The 20,039-nt window shown below is 35.7% G+C and carries 16 protein-coding genes; all 16 read left to right on the top strand.

What is annotated here, in order from left to right; genetic code table 11:
- Positions 1-17 precede the first annotated feature (17 nt).
- Complete coding sequence (locus FXX65_RS06310; RefSeq protein WP_147615566.1) at positions 18-509, top strand: hypothetical protein; 492 nt, start codon at positions 18-20, stop codon at positions 507-509.
- Positions 506-1,894 carry a TolC family protein gene (locus tag FXX65_RS06315; protein WP_147615567.1) on the top strand — a complete coding sequence of 463 codons (1,389 nt, stop codon included), beginning with the start codon at positions 506-508 and terminating at the stop codon, positions 1,892-1,894. The genes FXX65_RS06310 and FXX65_RS06315 overlap by 4 nt, the downstream gene beginning before the upstream one ends.
- Positions 1,882-3,240, top strand: a complete 1,359-nt coding sequence (locus FXX65_RS06320; protein ID WP_147615568.1) for an efflux RND transporter periplasmic adaptor subunit — start codon at positions 1,882-1,884, stop codon at positions 3,238-3,240. The genes FXX65_RS06315 and FXX65_RS06320 overlap by 13 nt, the downstream gene beginning before the upstream one ends.
- Positions 3,233-6,154 carry an efflux RND transporter permease subunit gene (locus tag FXX65_RS06325; RefSeq protein ID WP_147615569.1) on the top strand — a complete coding sequence of 974 codons (2,922 nt, stop codon included), beginning with the start codon at positions 3,233-3,235 and terminating at the stop codon, positions 6,152-6,154. The genes FXX65_RS06320 and FXX65_RS06325 overlap by 8 nt, the downstream gene beginning before the upstream one ends.
- On the top strand, positions 6,147-9,038 hold the full coding sequence (locus FXX65_RS06330) for an efflux RND transporter permease subunit (protein ID WP_147615570.1): 2,892 nt from the start codon (positions 6,147-6,149) through the stop codon (positions 9,036-9,038). Before FXX65_RS06325 ends, FXX65_RS06330 begins: the two co-directional genes overlap by 8 nt.
- Before the next feature lie 249 nt (positions 9,039-9,287).
- A complete protein-coding gene (locus tag FXX65_RS06335; RefSeq protein ID WP_147612887.1) occupies positions 9,288-9,500 on the top strand; it encodes a FeoA family protein in 213 nt (70 codons plus the stop codon).
- Positions 9,501-9,729: 229 nt separating this feature from the next.
- The gene (locus FXX65_RS06340) at positions 9,730-9,954 is read left to right on the top strand and encodes a FeoA family protein (protein ID WP_147612886.1); all 225 of its coding nucleotides are present in this window, start codon (positions 9,730-9,732) and stop codon (positions 9,952-9,954) included.
- Positions 9,955-12,426: a ferrous iron transporter B gene (gene feoB / locus FXX65_RS06345; RefSeq protein ID WP_147615571.1), complete on the top strand. Its 2,472-nt coding sequence runs from the start codon at positions 9,955-9,957 to the stop codon at positions 12,424-12,426.
- 23 nt (positions 12,427-12,449) lie between these two features.
- The gene (locus FXX65_RS06350) at positions 12,450-12,599 is read left to right on the top strand and encodes a FeoB-associated Cys-rich membrane protein (RefSeq protein WP_147615572.1); all 150 of its coding nucleotides are present in this window, start codon (positions 12,450-12,452) and stop codon (positions 12,597-12,599) included.
- 311 nt (positions 12,600-12,910) lie between these two features.
- Positions 12,911-13,111 carry a DUF2281 domain-containing protein gene (locus tag FXX65_RS06355; protein WP_187107376.1) on the top strand — a complete coding sequence of 67 codons (201 nt, stop codon included), beginning with the start codon at positions 12,911-12,913 and terminating at the stop codon, positions 13,109-13,111.
- Positions 13,108-13,389 (top strand): type II toxin-antitoxin system YafQ family toxin, encoded by a 282-nt coding sequence (locus FXX65_RS06360; RefSeq protein ID WP_147615573.1) that lies wholly within the window; start codon positions 13,108-13,110, stop codon positions 13,387-13,389. The genes FXX65_RS06355 and FXX65_RS06360 overlap by 4 nt, the downstream gene beginning before the upstream one ends.
- A gap of 55 nt (positions 13,390-13,444) precedes the next feature.
- On the top strand, positions 13,445-14,134 hold the full coding sequence (locus FXX65_RS06365) for a DNA alkylation repair protein (RefSeq protein ID WP_147615574.1): 690 nt from the start codon (positions 13,445-13,447) through the stop codon (positions 14,132-14,134).
- A gap of 254 nt (positions 14,135-14,388) precedes the next feature.
- Positions 14,389-16,518 carry a toprim domain-containing protein gene (locus tag FXX65_RS06370; RefSeq protein ID WP_147615575.1) on the top strand — a complete coding sequence of 710 codons (2,130 nt, stop codon included), beginning with the start codon at positions 14,389-14,391 and terminating at the stop codon, positions 16,516-16,518.
- A gap of 26 nt (positions 16,519-16,544) precedes the next feature.
- Positions 16,545-18,485 (top strand): DNA topoisomerase IV subunit A, encoded by a 1,941-nt coding sequence (locus FXX65_RS06375; protein ID WP_147615576.1) that lies wholly within the window; start codon positions 16,545-16,547, stop codon positions 18,483-18,485.
- 1 nt (position 18,486) lies between these two features.
- Complete coding sequence (locus FXX65_RS06380) at positions 18,487-19,371, top strand: hypothetical protein (protein WP_147615577.1); 885 nt, start codon at positions 18,487-18,489, stop codon at positions 19,369-19,371.
- The gene (locus FXX65_RS06385; protein ID WP_147615578.1) at positions 19,368-19,961 is read left to right on the top strand and encodes an IMPACT family protein; all 594 of its coding nucleotides are present in this window, start codon (positions 19,368-19,370) and stop codon (positions 19,959-19,961) included. Before FXX65_RS06380 ends, FXX65_RS06385 begins: the two co-directional genes overlap by 4 nt.
- Positions 19,962-20,039: the final 78 nt, after the last annotated feature.

The raw sequence follows: 20,039 nt of genomic DNA on the forward strand, positions 1-20,039 counted from the left end.
TTTTTTTAAGGACTCTTATGAAAAAGAAAAAATCTATTTTTAATTCGGCAATTTTAATTTTGATTGTTGCAATCGTTTTTGGACTCGTTTCAAGTTGTGCAAGTTTTCCAAAATCTAGTGTGAATTTTATTTTGCCACAGACAAAAACTGAATATCGCATAACGCTTGATGAAGTTGAGGTCAATGTTGAAAAGGTTTTTGAAGGTGATTTGAGCAATCAGTTTTGGCAAATATGCCAGTCAATGCTTAAAAATTCAAAAAATGCGGAAAATGCACTTCGTCTAAGCATAAAAATAAATCAACGCTCTTTTAGCAAAGCACTCAACGAAAAAACATCTCTATTTATGTTTTATACCTTGCAAGATGAAAGCGGAAATTTTGTTTTCCAAAAAGGCTATTACAAAAATATTGCAAATTCTGTGCTTTCAAGTTCTGTTCAGCATTCGCTTTGTAGAGTTCTCTGTGCGGATGTAAACGATTATTTGGATTGTTGTAAAAAAGTTAAATGAAATCAAAAGAAATTTTGTTCTTAGTTTTATTTTCTCTTCTATATATAGATTGCTTTGCGAAAGATAGAATAGCCATTTCTTCAAGCAGCGAAGCGGAATGCATTGCAGTCGCAAATTCTAAATCCAATAGATTAAGAGAACTTTCGTTGCAGTATTCAAAAAAAAGTAGCGAGCTTTCTTTTGGAGGCTTTTTGCCTTCTGTTGATTTTAACTTTAACGAAAGCGATTCCATAAAAACTCAAGCTTATGATACGCACTCAAAAACTATTGCGATTTCTTTAAGGCAGCTTATTTTTGACGGCGGAAAAACAAAACTCACTTACGATTTTAATAAAGCAACTTCATTCTATGAATTAAAGGAATTTGAGCAGGAGTTAAATTCCTACAAACTCGAAATTTCAAATCAATATTTTGAATGCCTTTTGCTGCTGAAAAAAATTGAAATTGAAGAAAATCTTGAAAGGAATGCAGAACTTGAATTACAAATCATAAAAACAGAATATGAACTAGACGAAGTGTTAGAAAACGATTACCTAAAATATTTTATAAACGTAAAAAAGATAAAAGATCAAACAAAACAGACAAAACGCGATTATAAAAAGGCTTTAACAAAGTTGAAAATCTCTTTGGGATACAGCAAAGATGTTGATTTTTTCCTCGAAAGCGAGGCTATAAACGAAAATGATTTTCCCCGATATCTAGAAGAAAAATTAGAAAAACTGTGGAATGTTTGCCAGCGAAACAATCTTTCAATAAAAAAGAACAGAATGTCGCTTTATTACAGTCAAAAACAAGATGAATTTTCAAAAAGATATTTTCTTCCGCAAGTTTATTTTGAAGGCGGAATTCATTTTTCTGGAACAGATTATCCGCTAACCCAACCGTCGTATAGTGCAAAGATTAAAGTTGATTTTTTGAACAATACACTTATTCCTGTTTCTTTTTCGAATGGATATGAGATTAAAGACAAAAAAGTTTGTGGGGTAAATAATTCCGTAGATTTTTCTGTAAAAGGGCAACCACAGTATTTTGCAGACAAAAAAAAGAACGAGTTAAACCTTCGATATTCTCGTGTGCAGTTTGGTGAAAATCTGAATGTTTTATATGAAAAGCTTTATGAAAAAACTGCGGATTATGATGATTTAATTGATAACCTCGAACGGCTCAAAGAAACAGAACAGCTTGAAGAACGGAATCTTTTGGTGAGCAGAGAAAGTGTAAACCGCGGCGAAATCAAGCGACTCGATTATCTTGAGGAACTTGAAGAGCATGCAAAAACTCTGACAGAAATTTTACAGTCAAAAATTAAGTTAAAAAATTTAATTAGAGAAATTGAAATTTTTATAAATGTTCAATCAGGAGGATTACGCGAATGCATTTTATAAAAAAAACTTTTTATCTTATTTTTGTTTTAATCGTTCTAATTGCATTTTACTCTTGCCTCGATACGAATTTGTCTAATCCTAAAGATGAAGAAAAAACAGGCGACTCTTATTCTTTTACGCTTGTGCAAAAAAAACTACTCCAAAACAAACTCGAAAGTTTTGGAACAGTTTCTTACAAAGATAAAAACGATGTAACGGTTTTGGTAGAAGGAAAGATAAATGATTTTATTGTAAAAGAGGGCGACTTTGTAAAAAAGAATCAAATTATTGCGCGGCTTTACAATGTGCAGTTGGAAGTTCAGAAAAAACAATATGAATCAAATCTAGATTCTGCAAAATCATCTCTAAAATATGTGGAATCTGGAATGCGAGAAACGATTTTAAATATAGAAAGCAGGCTTATCGCCTTGGAAAAATCAAAACTCAACATAGAGCAAAAACAAATTGAAAAACAGCTTCAAGAAAAAACTTTAGAAAACAAAAAAGCTCTAAATAAAATTGGCGGCGTTACAGATTCTTCTATAAAATTGCTGGAAACACAGATAAGGGGGCTTCAAACTGAAATTGAAGTATTGGAAAAAGAATATGAAATTTCAGAACTTGGATTACGCGATGAGGATTTGATTTCTGCTGGAATTGTGCCTTCGTCTAATCCCCAAGAAAAAAAACAACAGCTCCTAAAACTCAATACTTTGTCAAAATTGAGCGAAATTGAAAGCGCACAAAGTCAGGTAAAATCTGCTGAGCAACAACTCGAATCAATCAATTACCTTATGGACGAATTGGTTGTAAAAAGTCCATGCAGTGGAATTGTTGGGCAAAATTATTATTCAAATGGAGAATATATTCGTGCAAATGAAAAATTGACGACAATAATAGATACTCAATCCGTTTTTGCCCAAATTTACATTCAAGAAAAAGATATGGTTAATTTTGAAAAGGGACAGAATATAAACCTTGAGATACCATCATTGAACCAAAAAGAATCTTCTGTGATTTGCGAAATAAGCCCGATTGCAGATGTTTCCAGCGGGAACTTTATGGTAAAGGCTAAAATCAAAAATGAGCAAAATAAATTAAAGCCAGGAATGTTTGTAAAATGTTCTATTGACAAAGAAAAATCAGAAGAGACTTTGTGCTTTAGTGAAAGTGCAATCCTTTCAGAAAGCAGCGATAAGGCAAAAATTTTTACAGTTCAAAATGGTTATGCTATTGCCAAAACTGTAGAGATATTCCGCCGCAAAGATGGATTTATCTTTGTAAAAGATGGACTTGTTGAAGGGGAAAATTTAATCGATAAACCTTCGCCATTTATAAGAGAGGGGCAAAAAATCAAAAATGATTAAATTCTGTGTAAAGCACCCACTAAGCGTTTTAATGTCGTTACTGCTTTTGATTTTATGCGAAATAGTTGCACTTACAAATATTTCTTTTGATTATATTCCAAAGCTTAACGAGAGATACCTTTTGGTGAATGCTTGTTTCGAAGGCGTGCGTGCCGATGAAATGCGAAAACTTGTTACAGTAAATCTCGAAGATTCGCTTGTTTCTCTAAAAGGACTTAAAAATATTTCTTCTGTTACGCGAGATGGACTTACGCTTGTCGTTATTGAACTTGGTTGGAGTACAGATTCGTCTGTTGCCTTTACCCAGTGTGCTCAAATAATAGATGAATGCTATGAGATTTTGCCAAAAGGCTGTTCAAAACCTGAAGTGCAATTTTTTACGCCAGATAGTGATTGTGTTTTGACTGTTACAATGCGAGCTTTTGACAACGATATGGAATATTGCCGTTATATTGGTGACAACGAGATTAAAGGAACTTTTGCACGCATTGACGGCGTGAGTTGGGTGAGTATCTCTGGCGGAGAAAAGAGTGAAGTCCATGTGATTGCAGATAAGGCGAAACTTGAAAGTATGGGGCTAACTTTGGAAAGCATTAGTGAAATTCTTTATGGTTCAAATGTTGACTATCCAGCAGGAATAATCTATGAGGGCAATAAAGAAATCCTATTAAAAACAAATGGACTTTTTGATTCAGTTTTTGAAATTCAAGATTGTCCGCTTTCTTATACAGAAAAAGGACTTGTTAAGATTGGTGATGTCGCGAAGATTAAAAATTCTCTTGCAGAACAAAAAAGTTGCTTTATCTATAACGGAAAAGAAGTAGTCGGTTTTAAAATATTTAAAAAGGCAGATTCTTCTCCTATCGAAGTTTCTAGGAAAATAAAAAAACAAGTTGCTCGGCTAAATGAACTTTATAAAAGTAGTTTTGAATTTCAAATAATTTCTGATTCTTCTTGGGAACTCGTTTCATCGTTAAAAAATCTTTTAGTTTCTGCCTTTGTGGGCTGTTTTATCACAGCGATTGTCCTGTTTTTATTTTTGCGTTCTTTTAGGATTTGCTTTATCGCATGTTCAATTTTGCCTTTGACAGTTCTTTTTTCTGTTTTGGTTTTAAGTCTTTGTGGAAAATCATTAAACCTGCTTTCTATTGCAGGCTTGACCGTTGGAATTGGCATGGTGATTGACCCCACTGTTGTCGCTTTGGAAAATGTACAAAAAAAACTCGCAGCCAAAAATACAAAGGAAGCTATTGTTCAAGGCGTAAAAGAAATTAAACTTTCTAGTATTGGTTCAACTTTGACTACTGTTGTTGTTTTTGTTCCTTTTTTCTTTTTGGGAGGAATATTTGGAAAGTTATTTTCTGATATGGCAGTAAGCGTTATAGCTTCCATCGGTTTTTCTTGCGTGCTTGCACTCATCTATGTACCAGCGATTTTGAGCCTCTTGCATGACGAAAAAAAACTTGTAAAAAAAACGGGAACTTCAATCGCGGTTTTTGAAAATTTTTACAAAAAATCGCTCGGGATGTTTTTTGCGTCTAAAATCATAATCGTTTTGATTTTTGTTTTGTGTTTGATAGTGAGTTTCATTTGCATAAAAACTGTAAAGAAAGAGATTTTCCCTGTGCTAAAAGGTAATGTCATAAATGCAAAGCTCTTTTACGGAGAGAACACAAGGCTGTCTGTCATAAAAAAAGATGCGTTTGAAATAACGTCCTTGCTGCTTGCAGATGAAAATTTTATCGATGCTAGCGTTATTTGCGGAATTGAAGATGACGATTTTATCTCGTTGAGCGATGAGTCTTTGCGAAAAGAGGTGATGATTTTAAAATGTAAGACAAAAAATCAAGAAGCGGCAAAAAAATCACTTCAAAAAATTTGCGAAAAATCTGAATTAAAAATCTCTATCGAAAATGAAAGGAGCATTTTAGAAAAACTTTTAAAATTCGACCTAAAAAGTTCAATCGTTACAGAAAATACCCTTGAAAAATTGGAAGAGTTAATATCACAAAATAAAAAAGAAATCTTATCTTATGAGCCAGAAAGTTATGTTCATGAATACAGTTTCATTCCAGACAGGAGCGCCTTATCAAGATTTAACATAAGCGCACTTGCTCTTTCACAAACGGCAAAAAACTGTCTTGAAGGTGTCTATTCTTCGCCCTTGTATAAAAATGGCAGGCAGATTCCTGTCCTTGTAAAATACAGCGAAGAAACAATCACTTCTGCCTTTGACCTTGAAAATTGTGCCGTCGTCGCAGGCGAATCTTTTGTTTTGATTGGAAGCCTTGGAAAAATCGAGCAAACGCTCAACAATAAAATTCTTTTTCGATACAACAGAAAAGACGCCAAAAAAGTGGTTTTTGAAAAAAATGCTTGTCTAAAAGCAACGAGCATAAATCCGCAGGAAGAGGAATTTTCAAACCTTATTAAAAATGCTGTTTTCTTGCTTTTGATTGTTGTTCTGCTGCTTTACTGCGTGATGGGTGCGCAGTTTGAATCTTTTTTGATTCCTGTTTTTATGTTGCTCGCATTGCCGCCTTGTTTTGCAGGAGCCTTTATCGCTCTAAAAATTTCATCGCTTTCTCTAAATATAAATAGCATTGTCGCCCTTGTTGTGCTGTTTGGGACGAGTGTAAATAATTCAATAATTTTATTTGAGGAAATTAGAAGTTTAAAAGATGTAAATAAAATGAGCGTGATAAATGGTTGTTCACAAAAATTGCGCTCAATTTTGATTACGACTTTGACGAGCATTTTTGCTTTGGTTCCTTTTGCTTTTGATTTTTCAAAAAAAACAGATTCGTCAATGAGCATGGCGATTATAGGTGGACTTTTTGTTTCGTTGATTGTGGTTTTGTTTGTCGTTCCCGTAATCTTAAAAAAATTTATGAGGCGATTGAAAAGTGAATAAAGAGGGAAGTTTTTACAGGAGAAAAATTTTTCTATTTTTTATCTTTATCACAATTACGCTGATTTTTGGAATTTGCGCATTCAAAGTTGAAAAAGGCTTTTCTAAAAGTTCAAAGTATCAGATTTTTTCTATTGAATTTGACTATTTTGGAATGAACAGCAAAAAACTCGAAGAAATCATTTTGATTCCGCTTGAATCTCTTTTAATGAAAATGGAAGACTTAAAGGATTTGAGTTCTACCAGTCAATATTCTAAAACCGTAACGACAGCATATTTTGATAAACGAAGCGATTTTAAAAGAAATTATTTATCTATAAGGAATATCGCTCAAAATATGTACAATTCGCTGCCAGGTGATGTACAAAAACCTCGTATTTATTGCTCAGAAAGCGAGTCAAAGAGTTCTATTTCGACCGCTTTTTTTGGTACTTTTGAAGAGTTAGATAACTTGAGAGATTTTCTTGAGAAAAATATAAAAAACAAAGTTGAAGCGATAGATGGAGTTTCTGAAGTTCTAATAAATGGAGGGAGTTTAAAAGAGGTTCAAGTTGACTTTGATGTCTTAAAAAGTGCTGCATCATTACAAAATCCAGACGACTTTGCTCGTGTTATTCAGGATTCTAACGCTGTAAGCTCTGCTTCAAAAATAAAACATCACAGAAAAAACGAAATTGTAAATTTTGAAACAAAAATAAATTCTATTGAACAGATAAAAAAAATTCCTGTTAAGATGAACGATTCCCTAACTCAACTTGAATATCTTTCAAATATAGATTTAAAGCCGAAAGCTCAGGAGGAGTTTGTTTTAATCGATTGCAAAAATGCAGTTCTCTTAAATATCGTAAAAACTTCTGACGCAAACGAGATGCGAATTTCGAAATCGTTTAGAAAAATACTTGAGAGCAATTTCAACAAGAGCGATTTTAAAATTCTCTATGACAGCGGCGAAAAACAAAAGGAACTTTTGACAAGAGTTCTACTTGCACTTGCAGAAAGTCTGTTGTGCGTAGTCTTGATAATTCCATTTTTTTATAGAAGAAAAACCGTTGCTTTGATTTTCTTACTTTTGATTATAAATTGCGTCTGGACGTTTGGGCTTTTGTTTCTGTTTAAAAATTCATTAAATCAAAACACAATCGCAGGAATTTCCATTGCTCTTGGTCTTATTGCAGATTGCGCCTTGGTTATAAGCGAAACCGAAGAAGAATGCGCGACGAGTGGTGATTTTTTTGAGCGAATCAAAACGCTTTTGCCTTCAATTATTTCTTCATCGTTGACAACTGTACTTTGCTTGCTTCCACTGTTCTTTTTAGAAAATATCGTAAGTGGAGCAAAGAATATCGCTTTGAGCATTTGTCTTATGATTTTTTCTTCGCTTTTTATAGTGATTTTCTTTTATCCAAGTTTTATTTATTCGGATGAAAATCGAAAAAAAACAAAGAATGAAGATATTCTGCGAAAAGTTGCTGAATTTTGCTCGAATTGTAATTCTAGATTTACTCGCATAAACAAGTTTATCTATTTTGTGATGGCGATTGTTCCTTTTGTTTTATTTTTGCTTGGGGGAAAAAATCTAAATCTTGAAAACGAAATGGATGTTCTTTATTGCAGTGCGGATTATGAATCAAATACGAGTGCAGAGTATATCAGTAAAGAAGTGAACAGGATTGCAGAAAAAATTAGAGAAAAGGATTTTATCACCTTTGTAAAAACTGTGAGCCATAAAGGAAATGCGGAAATTGAAATCGGTTTTAATAATAAAATAAGTAGAAGAGATTGTGCTAAATTCGTGAACAACTATAAAAACTATATAAGCGACGCTTTTTTTTATGTTCCGTATGCAGAAAGCAAAAAGAACAAAAAGACTACGACAATTACGGTTTGTGTAAGCGGCGACGAAAGTGAAAAATGTCGGCAAATTGTGCAGGATACGACTGGACGAATTGCAAAGAGCGCTATAGCAGACAGCGTTGTGATGAATTTTAAAAAGAATGAAATTGAATATGTTTTTGCGCCGGATAAAACCTTGCTTTCAAAAGGTAAATTGAGTGTTCAAGCGGTTGCATCGAATTTGCGGTGGCAGATTTTTGGCTATGTTGCGGACAAGTGGCTTGAAAACGGGCGTGAATATGACATTAAAATTTTTGGTCGCGATTTGAATAAGGCAAATATAGAAAAAGTGAAAAATCTTTATATGCCGTTTGCAAATACAGCAGTAAAAATATCTTGCCTTGGGAAAATTGAGCAAAAACTTTCCGCTGGAAAAATCTTTAGAAAAAATAACAGGCGATGTGCATATTTTACAGTGGAGTTTTCTAATTTGAGCACCGATAAGGCGGTTTCTGTTTTAAAAAGCGAACTTGAGAAGATGCCACTTGAGCGCGGTTACACTTTCAGTTTTGACCGAGAAATCTCGAAGATGAAAGAACATTACGATACGCTCTTAGCAATGCTTCTTTTTGCCGTTGCTTCGATTTTTATTTTGCTTGTGATTTTAACTGAAGATTTTAAAAAGTCTTTCAGAATCATTTCGATAATACCAGTTTCGATTTGTTTGCCAGTTTTGCTTAGATTTTTTAGTTTTGTGCCGTTCGAAACAGGAGATATTGTTGGAATGGTTATTTTAAGTGGAATAACCGTGAATAACGCAATCTATATTGAAGGTGCGGACGGAAAAATATTTGGAAAAAAACTTTTGCAAAAATTAAAAAGCATAATTGTAACTTCTCTAACAACAATCGTGGGAAGTATTCCGCTGTATTTTATGAGTGGAGATGGTTTTTCAAAAAATCTTTCGTTTTTTATGATTTTTGGAATTATCGATTCGCTTGCAGTTACTCTGCTGCTTTATGGAACTTTTTGTAATAGAAAACACGGAGAATAAAACTTCTAACATTGGGGGCGTTGCGGGGGCAATTCAGACAAAAAACTCCGCCCCCGCAAGAAAGGGTAGCGGAAAACGCGAAAGCGGTTGTAGCGAGGGGAAGGCTTTCCCCTCCTTTTTTATGTTCAAATCAATTCTGCTGAAAAGTCCAAAATCTCTCGTTAGCAATAAGTAACGTATTGACTTTTTACATAAGCGCTGTTAATTTTATTATGATGTTAGTTGTGGCTAATTCACTAAGGGGGTGATATGGTGCCATTGATTTTTGCCCAAGTTGGCGAGATAAACTGTATCAAAAAAGTTGGCGGTAGCCCCGAAGTTAAAAAACATTTAGAGTCTTTGGGTTTTGTCCCAGGTAGCAGTGTTTCTATAGTATCTTCCATTGGCGGAAACGTTATCGTAAACGTAAAGGATTCGCGCATAGCAATAAGTCAAGAAATGGGAAGAAAAATTTTTATTTAGCAAAAAATCAATTTATATTTAGCCTTTCTTATTACAGGAAATTAAAATTTCCTGCAACCTTTTGTGGATAACTCGGAAGAGCGAATCTAAAAAATGCTTTTCCTTTTCTTTTATAGAATTTGCTTTGCAAATTTCCTTATAAATTTACGTTCTGATTTTTTAGAACGATATAATAAAAAGTCATTTTATAAAGTTAAAATTCCTTTTAACTGCTTGAACGGAGGTGCAAATGACGTTGAGAGATGCAAAAATTGGTCAAACGGTTAAAACCGTGAAAATCAATGGAGAAGGTGCGGTAAAACGCAGAATTATGGACATGGGTATTACAAAGGGGATTGAAATCTATGTTCGCAAAGTTGCTCCTCTTGGAGATCCTGTTGAAATTACTGTTCGCGGCTATGAATTGAGCTTACGCAAAGCGGATTCTGAAATTATTGAAGTGGAGGTAATCTAAATGAGGATTGCATTAGCAGGAAACCCTAACTCTGGTAAGACAACATTGTTCAATGCACTTACAGGTTCAAATCAGTTTGTAGGAAACTGGCCTGGAGTTACTGTTGAAAAAAAAGAAGGAACTCTAAAGTCAAAAAAAGATGTTACAATAACGGACCTTCCAGGAATTTATTCTCTTTCTCCATATACGTTAGAAGAAGTTGTTTCTCGAAATTACCTTATTGATGAATGTCCAGACGGAATTTTAAACATTGTCGACGGAACAAACCTCGAACGAAACCTTTATCTTACAACTCAACTGATTGAACTTGGCATTCCTATGGTAATCGCCATAAACATGATGGATGTTGTAAAAAAGAACGGCGACAAAATTGATATTAAAGAACTGTCTGAACGTTTAGGATGCAGAATCATAGAAATTTCTGCTTTAAAAGGCACTGGTGTAAAAGATGCTGCCGAAGCGATAATCGAAGAAGCTACAAAAGGCTCAAAAATTCCGAATCACACTTTTGGAGGAGTTATTGAGCATTCTTTGGCACATATTGAAGAAGCATTCCTCCACGAAATGCCAGACGATAAACAGCGCTGGTATGCTATTAAGATTTTTGAACGCGATAGCAAAATCATAAAAAAATTGAATATTCCTGCGGATAAACTTGCTCATATTGAAAAAGACATTGCAGCTGCAGAAAAGGAACTTGATGACGATTCAGAATCTTTAATTACAAATGCTCGCTATGTTTACATCGCTGAACTTTTAAAAGGCATCTATAAAAAAGGCAACGAAGGTTCGCTTACAACTTCCGATAAAATTGACCGCGTAGTTACAAACCGCTTCCTTGCGCTTCCTATTTTTGCGCTTGTAATGTGGCTTGTTTATTACGTTTCGATGGTTACAGTTGGAGCGGCAGCAACAGACTGGGCAAACGATGGTCTTTTTGGCGACGGCTTCCATCTTTTTGGAATTGGAAACCAGCAATACGAAGAGGCAGCCGAAGATTATGGCAACACAGACGACATAATCAATTCGTTTATAGAGCTTGCTGCAACAAAAGGTGTTGATACAGAAGAGCTTGCTGCTAAACTTGACCCAGAGTCAGAAACTTACGATGTTGATTCTGCTGTTGACGGATTAAAAGAACTCGATTCAACTTTTGAAGATTCAGATACTGTAAAGTATGTGATTGTTGATGAAGAAACTTTGGAAACTTCCGAAGAAGAAGCTACTAAAAAAGATTTTGAAGACGCTATCGAAAAGCTTGCTCAATACAAAGGTGCCCCAGATCCAGCAGATTATGGAATTTGGGTTTCTGGTATTCCACCTCTAGTAGAAAGTGGTCTTGATTTTATTGGCTGTGCAGATTGGTTAAAAGGTCTTATCCTTGATGGAATTATCGCCGGCGTTGGCGCGGTTTTAGGATTTGTTCCGCAGATGTTTGTTCTTTTCATCTTCCTCGCTTTCCTCGAAGCGTGTGGTTACATGGCAAGAATCGCGTTCATAATGGACAGAATTTTCCGCCGTTTTGGACTTTCTGGAAAATCATTCATCCCAATGCTCATCGGTACAGGTTGTGGCGTTCCAGGAGTTATGGCAAGCCGCACTATAGAAAATGAACGCGATCGCCGCATGACAATAATGACAACTACATTTATCCCTTGTGGTGCAAAAGTTCCATTTATCGCAATGATTGCAGGAGCGATTTTTGGTGGTTCTGCTGTTATTGCAACTTCCGCATACTTTATCGGCGTTGCAGCGATAATCGTTTCTGGAATCATGCTCAAAAAAACAAAGATGTTCTCTGGCGACCCAGCTCCATTTGTAATGGAACTTCCAGCTTATCACATGCCAACAGTTGGAAACGTTTTGCGCTCAATGTGGGAACGCGGATGGTCATTCATTAAAAAAGCAGGAACTATCATTCTCCTTTCAACGATATTCGTATGGTTTACTTCGTTCTTTGGTTGGGTAGACGGTCATTTTGGGATGCTCGCAGAAGACCAAATGGATGCAAGTATACTCGCAAGAATCGGAAGTGCAATTTGCTGGATATTCAGTCCGCTCGGCTGGGGAAACTGGCAGGCAACAGTTGCTTCTATCACAGGTCTTGTCGCAAAGGAAAATATTGTAGGAACAATGGGTATTCTCTATGGTGGAGCAGAAACTTACACAAATATGGCTCTTGCATTCACAAGAATCAGCGGAATGTCGTTCTTAGTATTCAATCTTTTGTGTGCGCCATGTTTTGCTGCAATTGGTGCAATCAAACGCGAAATGAACAATGCAAGGTGGACTTTGATTGCCGTTGGTTACCAGTGTGGATTTGCATACGTAGTAAGTTTGATGATAAATCAAATTGGAAACGCGTTTACAAACAATCTCAACATTGTAGGACTTGTAGTTGCAGTGGCAATTTTTGCAACAATGTGTTGGTTGCTCTTTAGACCTGCAAAAAATTACGCAAGCGCTAAATAAAGTTCAAATATAGGAGGCTGTTTATGATAGGAACAATCGTTATAAGCGCAGTATTGGTGCTTATAGTTGCTTCAATAATCATAAAATTGATTGTAAACAAGAAAAAGGGCAAATCGTCTTGTGGCTGCGGATGCGGTTGCGGCGGGGGCTGTTCTTCTTGCCATGCAGAGTAGCAATATTTAAAAACAGAACTTGTAGGGCACTACCCTTTGCACTTAGAATTTATTCCAAGTGCAAAAAAGATTGTTGTTATTCAAGTTTTTGTTTTGATATTGCAATTAAACACAGTGCAAAGGGTCGCTATGTCCGCCCTTTCGCTGTCGCTACATTCTGGCTCGCATATATGCTCGCCAGAACTTACGGGGCTCCCAGCGCTAGTGCAGGGAGCTTTTTTATTACCAGCATTTTTTGATATTTCATGCTAAAATAGGCACAGAACAACATAAATTTGCTATAAAAAGGTCAATTTTTCATGGAGAATGCAATGCCGTATGATACTTTAGAAAAAAAAATAGAATTATTGCCAGCACAGTATCAGCAGGAAGTTATAGATTTTGTAGATTTTTTGCTTACTCGGCCACATCCTGCTAAAAAGTCTATTGATGTTGCTATTGAAGAGCTAAAAAACGGTGAATATGATACATACTCAAGTTTTGATGATTTTTTACAAGAGATTGAAAAATGAAGCGTGAACTTCATATTACAAAAAGTTTTAAGACTGACATCAAAAAGTTAAATAAAAAAGAAATACAAGATACTCGCAATATTGTATTAAAACTCCAAAATGATGAAATCCTTGAAAAAAGATTTAAAGACCATGCACTGCACGGAAATTATGAGGGATTTCGAGAATGTCATGTTCATCCAGATTTGCTGTTAGTCTATAAAAAAGCGGAAACAAATGATATTTACATCTTATCTCTGCTTAGAATAAATCCACATGCAAATATATTTGATATGTAAAAAACTCTTCAATAAAATCCAATCGCTCCTTTAAAATCCGTGCTAAAATGCTCTCATGAAAAGAATTCTAGAAACCCTTTACAAGTACCAAGATTCTAAAATTGCAGATTTTAATGCAAAACTCATCCCCAATGTTCCTCGCGAATTGTTTATTGGGGTTAGAACTCCTATGTACAAAAAAATTGTCAAAGAAATTTCTTTGTCTGCAAATGACGAAGTCAGCGGTTTTATGAACGAATTGCCACATTCTTTTTTTGAAGAGAATTTTTTGCATTCTGTTTTTATTTCTAAAATCGAAGACTTTGACGAATGGGTGCGTGCTTGCGAGGCTTTTTTCCCTTTTATCGATAATTGGGCTGTAAGCGATAGCATGGATTCTAAAATTCTAAAGCAAAATCACGAAAAGCTTATTTTAAAAATTCGCGAGTGGATTTTAAGCGAAAAGCCTTACACTATGCGAATTGCGATGCTTTTTCTTAAAAAAGAATTTCTTGAAGAAGATTTTAAAAGCGAATACCTTGATTGGGTTTGCGACATTCAAAGTTCTGAATACTATGTGAATATGATGAGGGCTTGGCTTTTTGCGGATGCTCTTGTTAAACAGTGGGATTGTGCTCTTGATTTTTTGCAAAAGAAAAAACTCGACAGGTGGACTCACAACAAAGCGATACAAAAAGCAAGAGAGAGTTTTAGAATTGATTCAGATAAAAAAGAATTCTTGAATTCGCTCAAAATTAAAAAATAGTTTTTATGTGTTGTATTATATGTTGCCCCTTGCAAGGACAAAAGCAAAAGCGATTGTAGGGGTGAGCGCAAGCGAAAACAAACGCAAGCAGTGGCAAAAATTTTAACTGGCTGCTTTTTGCAAAAAAATTGAAAATCTGATTTTTATGCTTGCGTTTGGTCGAAGCCGTAAGGCGTAGCCCCGAAAAGCGCGGTCTGCTTTGCAGATTTGCCCTAAGCCTTGAGACATCGCAAAAATCCCATTATAGTAGTCTTATGGGTGGAAAATCAGAATTGAATGCCAAGGTGGCGGAAAAACCTGCTGCTAAAAAGAGTGCCACAAAAACGGCTGGCGATAAAAAATCGGTTGAAAAATCAAAAGAAAAAAAATCTAAATCTAAAAAGCCTGTTGCAGGCATTGATGAAACTGGAACTTTTAGAGCGTGGGACAACGCTAAGACAAAGGCTACTCCTAAAAAGGTTGAAGAAAAAACTCCTGTAAAACGCGGAACCACTGCTGAGCAGGCGGCAAAAAATCTCGCTCATGCAAAATCGATAGACCCTTCGCTTAAAAATGATGGGAAAAAGCTTGCCGCATACGACGATTCTCAAATTAAACACTTGGACGCACTGGAGCATATCCGCTTGCGCTCTGGTATGTACATCGGTCGGCTTGGCGACGGCTCTAATCAAAACGACGGCATCTATGTGCTTTTAAAAGAGATAATAGACAATTCGATTGACGAGTTTATAGTTGGTTTTGGAGAGAGAATCGATATTCAGATAATGGACAACAGGGTTAAAGTTCGCGACTATGGGCGTGGAATTCCTTTGGGCAAGGTTGTTGAATGCGTGAGTCAGATTAACACCGGTGCAAAATACAACGACGATGTTTTTCAATTTTCTGTCGGAATGAACGGCGTTGGCACCAAGGCAGTAAATGCGCTTTCTTCATTTTTTAAGGTTATTGCGATTCGCGACGGACATGCAACAGAGGCGATTTTTGAACGCGGCAAATTGATTTCTGAAAAGAAAAACATAAAACTCCCAAAGCCGATGAAGAACGGAACTTATTTTGAATTTGTTCCAGATGAAGAAATTTTTGGCAAATATTCGTTTAACATGGAGTTTGTTGAAAGGCGACTCTGGAATTATGCTTATCTGAACACGGGGCTAAAACTCTCTCTTAACGGGCAGATTTTTGAAAGTCAAAATGGACTTTTAGACCTTTTGCAAAAAGAGTTGGATTCCGACACGATATATCCTATCGGCTCGTACACAGGCGCTCATCTTCAGTTTGCGTTTAGTCATACAAATGCGTATGGCGAAAATTATTTTTCTTTTGTAAACGGACAATACACGAGCGACGGCGGAACTCATCTTGCGGCATTTAAAGAAGGCTTTATAAAGGGTGTTAACGAGTTTTTTCAGGAAAATTATAAGTCGGAAGATATAAGAGAAGGAATTACGGCGGCGGTTTTAGTAAAGGTAAAAGACCCTATATTTGAAAGCCAGACAAAAAATAAACTTGGCAACACCGATATAAGAGCGTGGATTGTTGGCGAAGTTCAGTCTGGGCTAGATGACTGGCTGCATAAAAATCCAAAAGCGGCGGAAATGCTGCAAAAAAAGATTGAAGCCAACGAAAAATTGCGTACCGAGTTGAGCCTTGTAAAAAAAGAAGCAAAAGAAGCGGCAAAAAAGGTTAGCATTCGAATCCCAAAACTCGACGATTGTCGTTTTCATTTGGAAGACGGAACCAAAGGCGAAAATTCCATGATTTTTATTACGGAAGGAAATTCCGCGTCTGGCGTTATGACCCACAGTCGCGATGCAAATTTTCAGGCGATTTTTTCTCTTCGCGGAAAGCCAGAAAATATGTACGGCAAAAAACAGACCGATATTTATAAAAACGATGAGCTTTATCAGTTGATGATGGCACTTGGAATTGAAACTTCTGTCGAAAATCTAAAATATTCAAAGATTGTAATTGCAACCGATGCCGATAACGACGGTTTCCATATCAGGAATCTCGTTTTAACGTTTTTTCTTGGATATTTTGAAGAACTGGTGACCAATGGCCGCGTTTGGATTTTGGAAACTCCACTTTTTAGGGTACGTACAAAAAAAGAAAATATATATTGTTATTCAGAACTTGAACGAGATAAAGCGCAGCAAAAATTGGGCAAAAATTGCGAAACCAGTCGCTTTAAAGGTTTGGGAGAGATAAATCCTTCGGAATTTAGGCAGTTTATTGCCCCCGAAACGATGCATTTAACTCCAGTTGAAGTGAGTCAATTAAAACTGATTCCTGAACTGCTCGCATTTTACATGGGCAAAAATACTCCAGAAAGGCGAAGTTTTATTGAACAGCACCTTTTGTCAAATTCAGAAATCGACGTATAAAAAAAGCACTCATAATAGAGGGAAAAATGGCATTTGTAAAAAATCTTTTTGATAAAAATTTTATTGAATACGCTTCTTATGTAATTCGCGACAGAGCGATTCCAGATTTGGAAGACGGATTAAAACCTGTTCAAAGGCGAATCATGCACACTCTTTTTGAAGTTGATGACGGATATTTTCAGAAGGTGAGTTTTATAGTTGGGCGAACGATGAAGTATCATCCTCATGGCGATGCTTCTATTTACGGAGCGCTTGTAAATCTTGCAAACAAAGAAATCTTTATAGAAAAACAGGGTAACTTTGGGAATAAATTTACAGGCGACGGTCCTTCTGCTGGTCGTTATATAGAAAGTCGTGTTCATCCTCTTGCAAAAGATTTTCTGGTTATAAATCCCAACATAACGCATTATATTCCAAATTATGACGGTCGCGACAAAGAGCCAGAAGTCTATCGCGCAAAAATTCCTCTGGTTTTGATTATGGGCGCGGAAGGTATTGCGGTTGGAATGAGCACAAAAATTCTTCCATACAATATAAAAGAAGTTTTGCAAGCGGAAATAAAATGTTTAAAAGGCGAAAAATTCCAAATCTATCCAGATTCGTCTACAGGCGGTTTGATTGATGTTTCTTCTTACAACGACGGAAATGGAAAAATAATAACTCGCGCAAAGTTTGACACAAGCGATGAGAAGAAAATTATCATCACCGAACTTCCTTTGGATACAAACGCAAAAGACCTTTTGACATCAATCGACAACGCTTATAAGGCAGGCAAAATCAAAATAAGTTCTGTAGATAACTTTACGACCGACCACTGTTGTATCGAAATAAAACTTCCGAGGGGAGTTTATGCAAACGACGTTGTGGATTCTCTTTATGCCTACACCGACTGCGAAAAGACAATTTCATGTCAAATGCTTGTGATAAAAGACAATATGCCGGTTTCGATGACTGCGACTCAAATCATCGACTTTTATTCAAAAAAATTGACTCTCATAATAAAAGACGAGCTTGAATACGAGCGTTCCCAACTCACCGAAAAATTGCACATCCGCACGCTTGAGAGGATTTTTATAGAAGAGCGAATTTATAAATCTATAGAAACGAAAAAAACTCAGGAAGATGTTACAAAAGCTGTTTACAAGGGATTTGTTCCTTTTAAAGATGAGCTTGTGCGAGAGATTACAGATGAAGATGTAGAACATCTTTTGCAAATTCCTATAAGGAGAATCTCGCTTTACGACATAAATAAAAATCGTGCAGAAGTTCAGGCGATAAATGCACGTTTAAAAGAGATTGTAAAACTTTTAAAGAATTTAACGGCTTGTGCAATCGGTTATCTTGAAACAATGCTCGAAAAGTTCAATTCATTTTCGCCTGCGCTCTTGGAACGAAAAACACAGATAAAGAGCTTTTCTGCTGTCGATGTAAAAGCGGTTGCAAAATCGGATTTAAGCCTGCGTTACGACGAAAAAGGCTATCTTGGAACTGCGGTTTCTGGTGGTCAGGAATTGCGCAAGGTTTCTGCGTTTGACAGAATTCTCGTGATGAGACGCAATGGAATGTATACGGTTTGCGATGTTCCTCAAAAAATGTTTGTCGATAAAGAACTCTTTTTTTGCGAAGTTGCGGATAAAGAGATTATCAATAAGATTTTGTTTACGGTTATATTCCGCGATCCTGAAACAAAATTTTGCTATATAAAGCGATGCAGAATAATCAGCTGGATAATGAACAGGGATTATTTTATCGCTCCAGACGGAATGGAAGTTTTGCACATAGATACAAGAGAAAAATTCTCGTTCACGCTCAATTACGAAAAAAAGCCACGGATTAAAATCTTAGAAGAGAAATTTAAAGCTGGTGATTTTGAAGAAAAAGGCTTAAAAACTTTGGGCGTTAGATTGTGTACAAAGGAAGTTGATTCGGTTAAAGTAGACGGCGCACAGATGGAGTTATTTAATTAAAGTGAAAAATAAAAAAAATCTTAAAACCTTAAAGGCGATAGCAAGAAAAAATCTTTCAAAGGTATTTTTTTCCCTTTTTTTGATTGTCGTACTTGAATCTTTTATTTCATTTGCGTTCGCCACTCCAGCATTGTGGCTTTTTAACAAAACCGATTTAGCCATTTATTCAAAAATTTTGGCTTACGCACTTCTTTTTTTGGGCGTATTTTTGTGGTTTATGATACACAGCGGCTTTTCGATAATGCTTTTGCGAATGGTTCGACAGGAATATTTTACAATCGGCTATCTTTTTTACGCTTTCCATAAGTTTAAAAGATTTGCTCCAGTTTCGCTCCTTTATACTGTTCTTGTGGCGATAGTAAGCGTTGCTATTCATTTTACACTTAGATTTCTTTTAAAAAGTGATATTCCTGCGCTAGAATCTTTTATTCAAAAAATTGGCGAAGATGGTCAAATAATTGCAGTTCTCGTTGTTTTACTTTTGGTTCTTTGTGTTTTTCTCTATTTTTTGATTTTTATAAATAATTTTTGTTATGACAATCCTAAAAAATCGGTTTTTTATTTTGCAAAGCAAAGCATAAAACTTGTTTTTAAACAGGGTGGAAGGCTCTTTGTTTTTGTTTTTCAATCAGGCGGATTTTATCTTTTGCGTGCTATTTTTTATTTTTTTATTTCGGCTTTTCTTTCCAGCGATAAAAATGCTTCGGCTTTAAAACTTCTTGCCCTTGTTTTTAATTTTTTGTATTTCGTAAGCATCTATAAATCGCTTTCGCTCATGTTTCTTTCTATTCCTGTTTTTTATGATGATTTTCTTCATAGCAACAAAAAGACTAAAGATGAATTAGAATCCGAAGAACTTTCGGCTGAACAAAGCGAGACTGAATGAAAATCCTTTTAAAAGCGGCTCCTAAAGAAATCACGATAAAAGGCTCTCGTTTTTTGGGTGAAATTTTTTTTGTAGAAGATGCTTTAAAAGTTCGTTCAGTATTAAAATCTCAAAAACAAAAATATTCTGACTCAACTCATGTTTGCCATGCTTTTATAATTGGAAAAAACGCAGAAATCATGGGAATGAGCGATGACGGAGAACCTGGCGGAACTGCGGGCAGACCGATTTTAGATTTACTAAAGGGGCGAAAACTTACGAATGTTTTGCTCACCGTAACCAGATGGTTTGGCGGAGTTTTGCTTGGAACAGGCGGACTTGTTCACGCATATTCTGACTGTGCAAAAGCGTGTCTGGATGCGAGCGAGTTTGAAGAACTCATCGAAAAATCAAAATTTTCTTTTACTGCTGACTATTCGATATTTCAATCGTTAAAAAAAGAATTTGAAAACTGGAGTCTGTACGATTTTAAGCAGGAGTTTTTTGAAAATGTAAAAGCCTATGGAATGATTGCAAAATCGGATTCACAAAACTTTGCAAAGTCTATTTTAGAAAAATCTAATGGGCTTGTTATTGTAAATATAATTTGAAGTTATATTAAAAAAAATGTATAATCCAAAACAAATTCTGCGTTGCAGACAAAATAAAAGTTGTTCTAAAAACAGCAA

The sequence above is a fragment of the Treponema pectinovorum genome, assembly GCF_900497595.1.
GTDB lineage: Bacteria > Spirochaetota > Spirochaetia > Treponematales > Treponemataceae > Treponema_D > Treponema_D pectinovorum.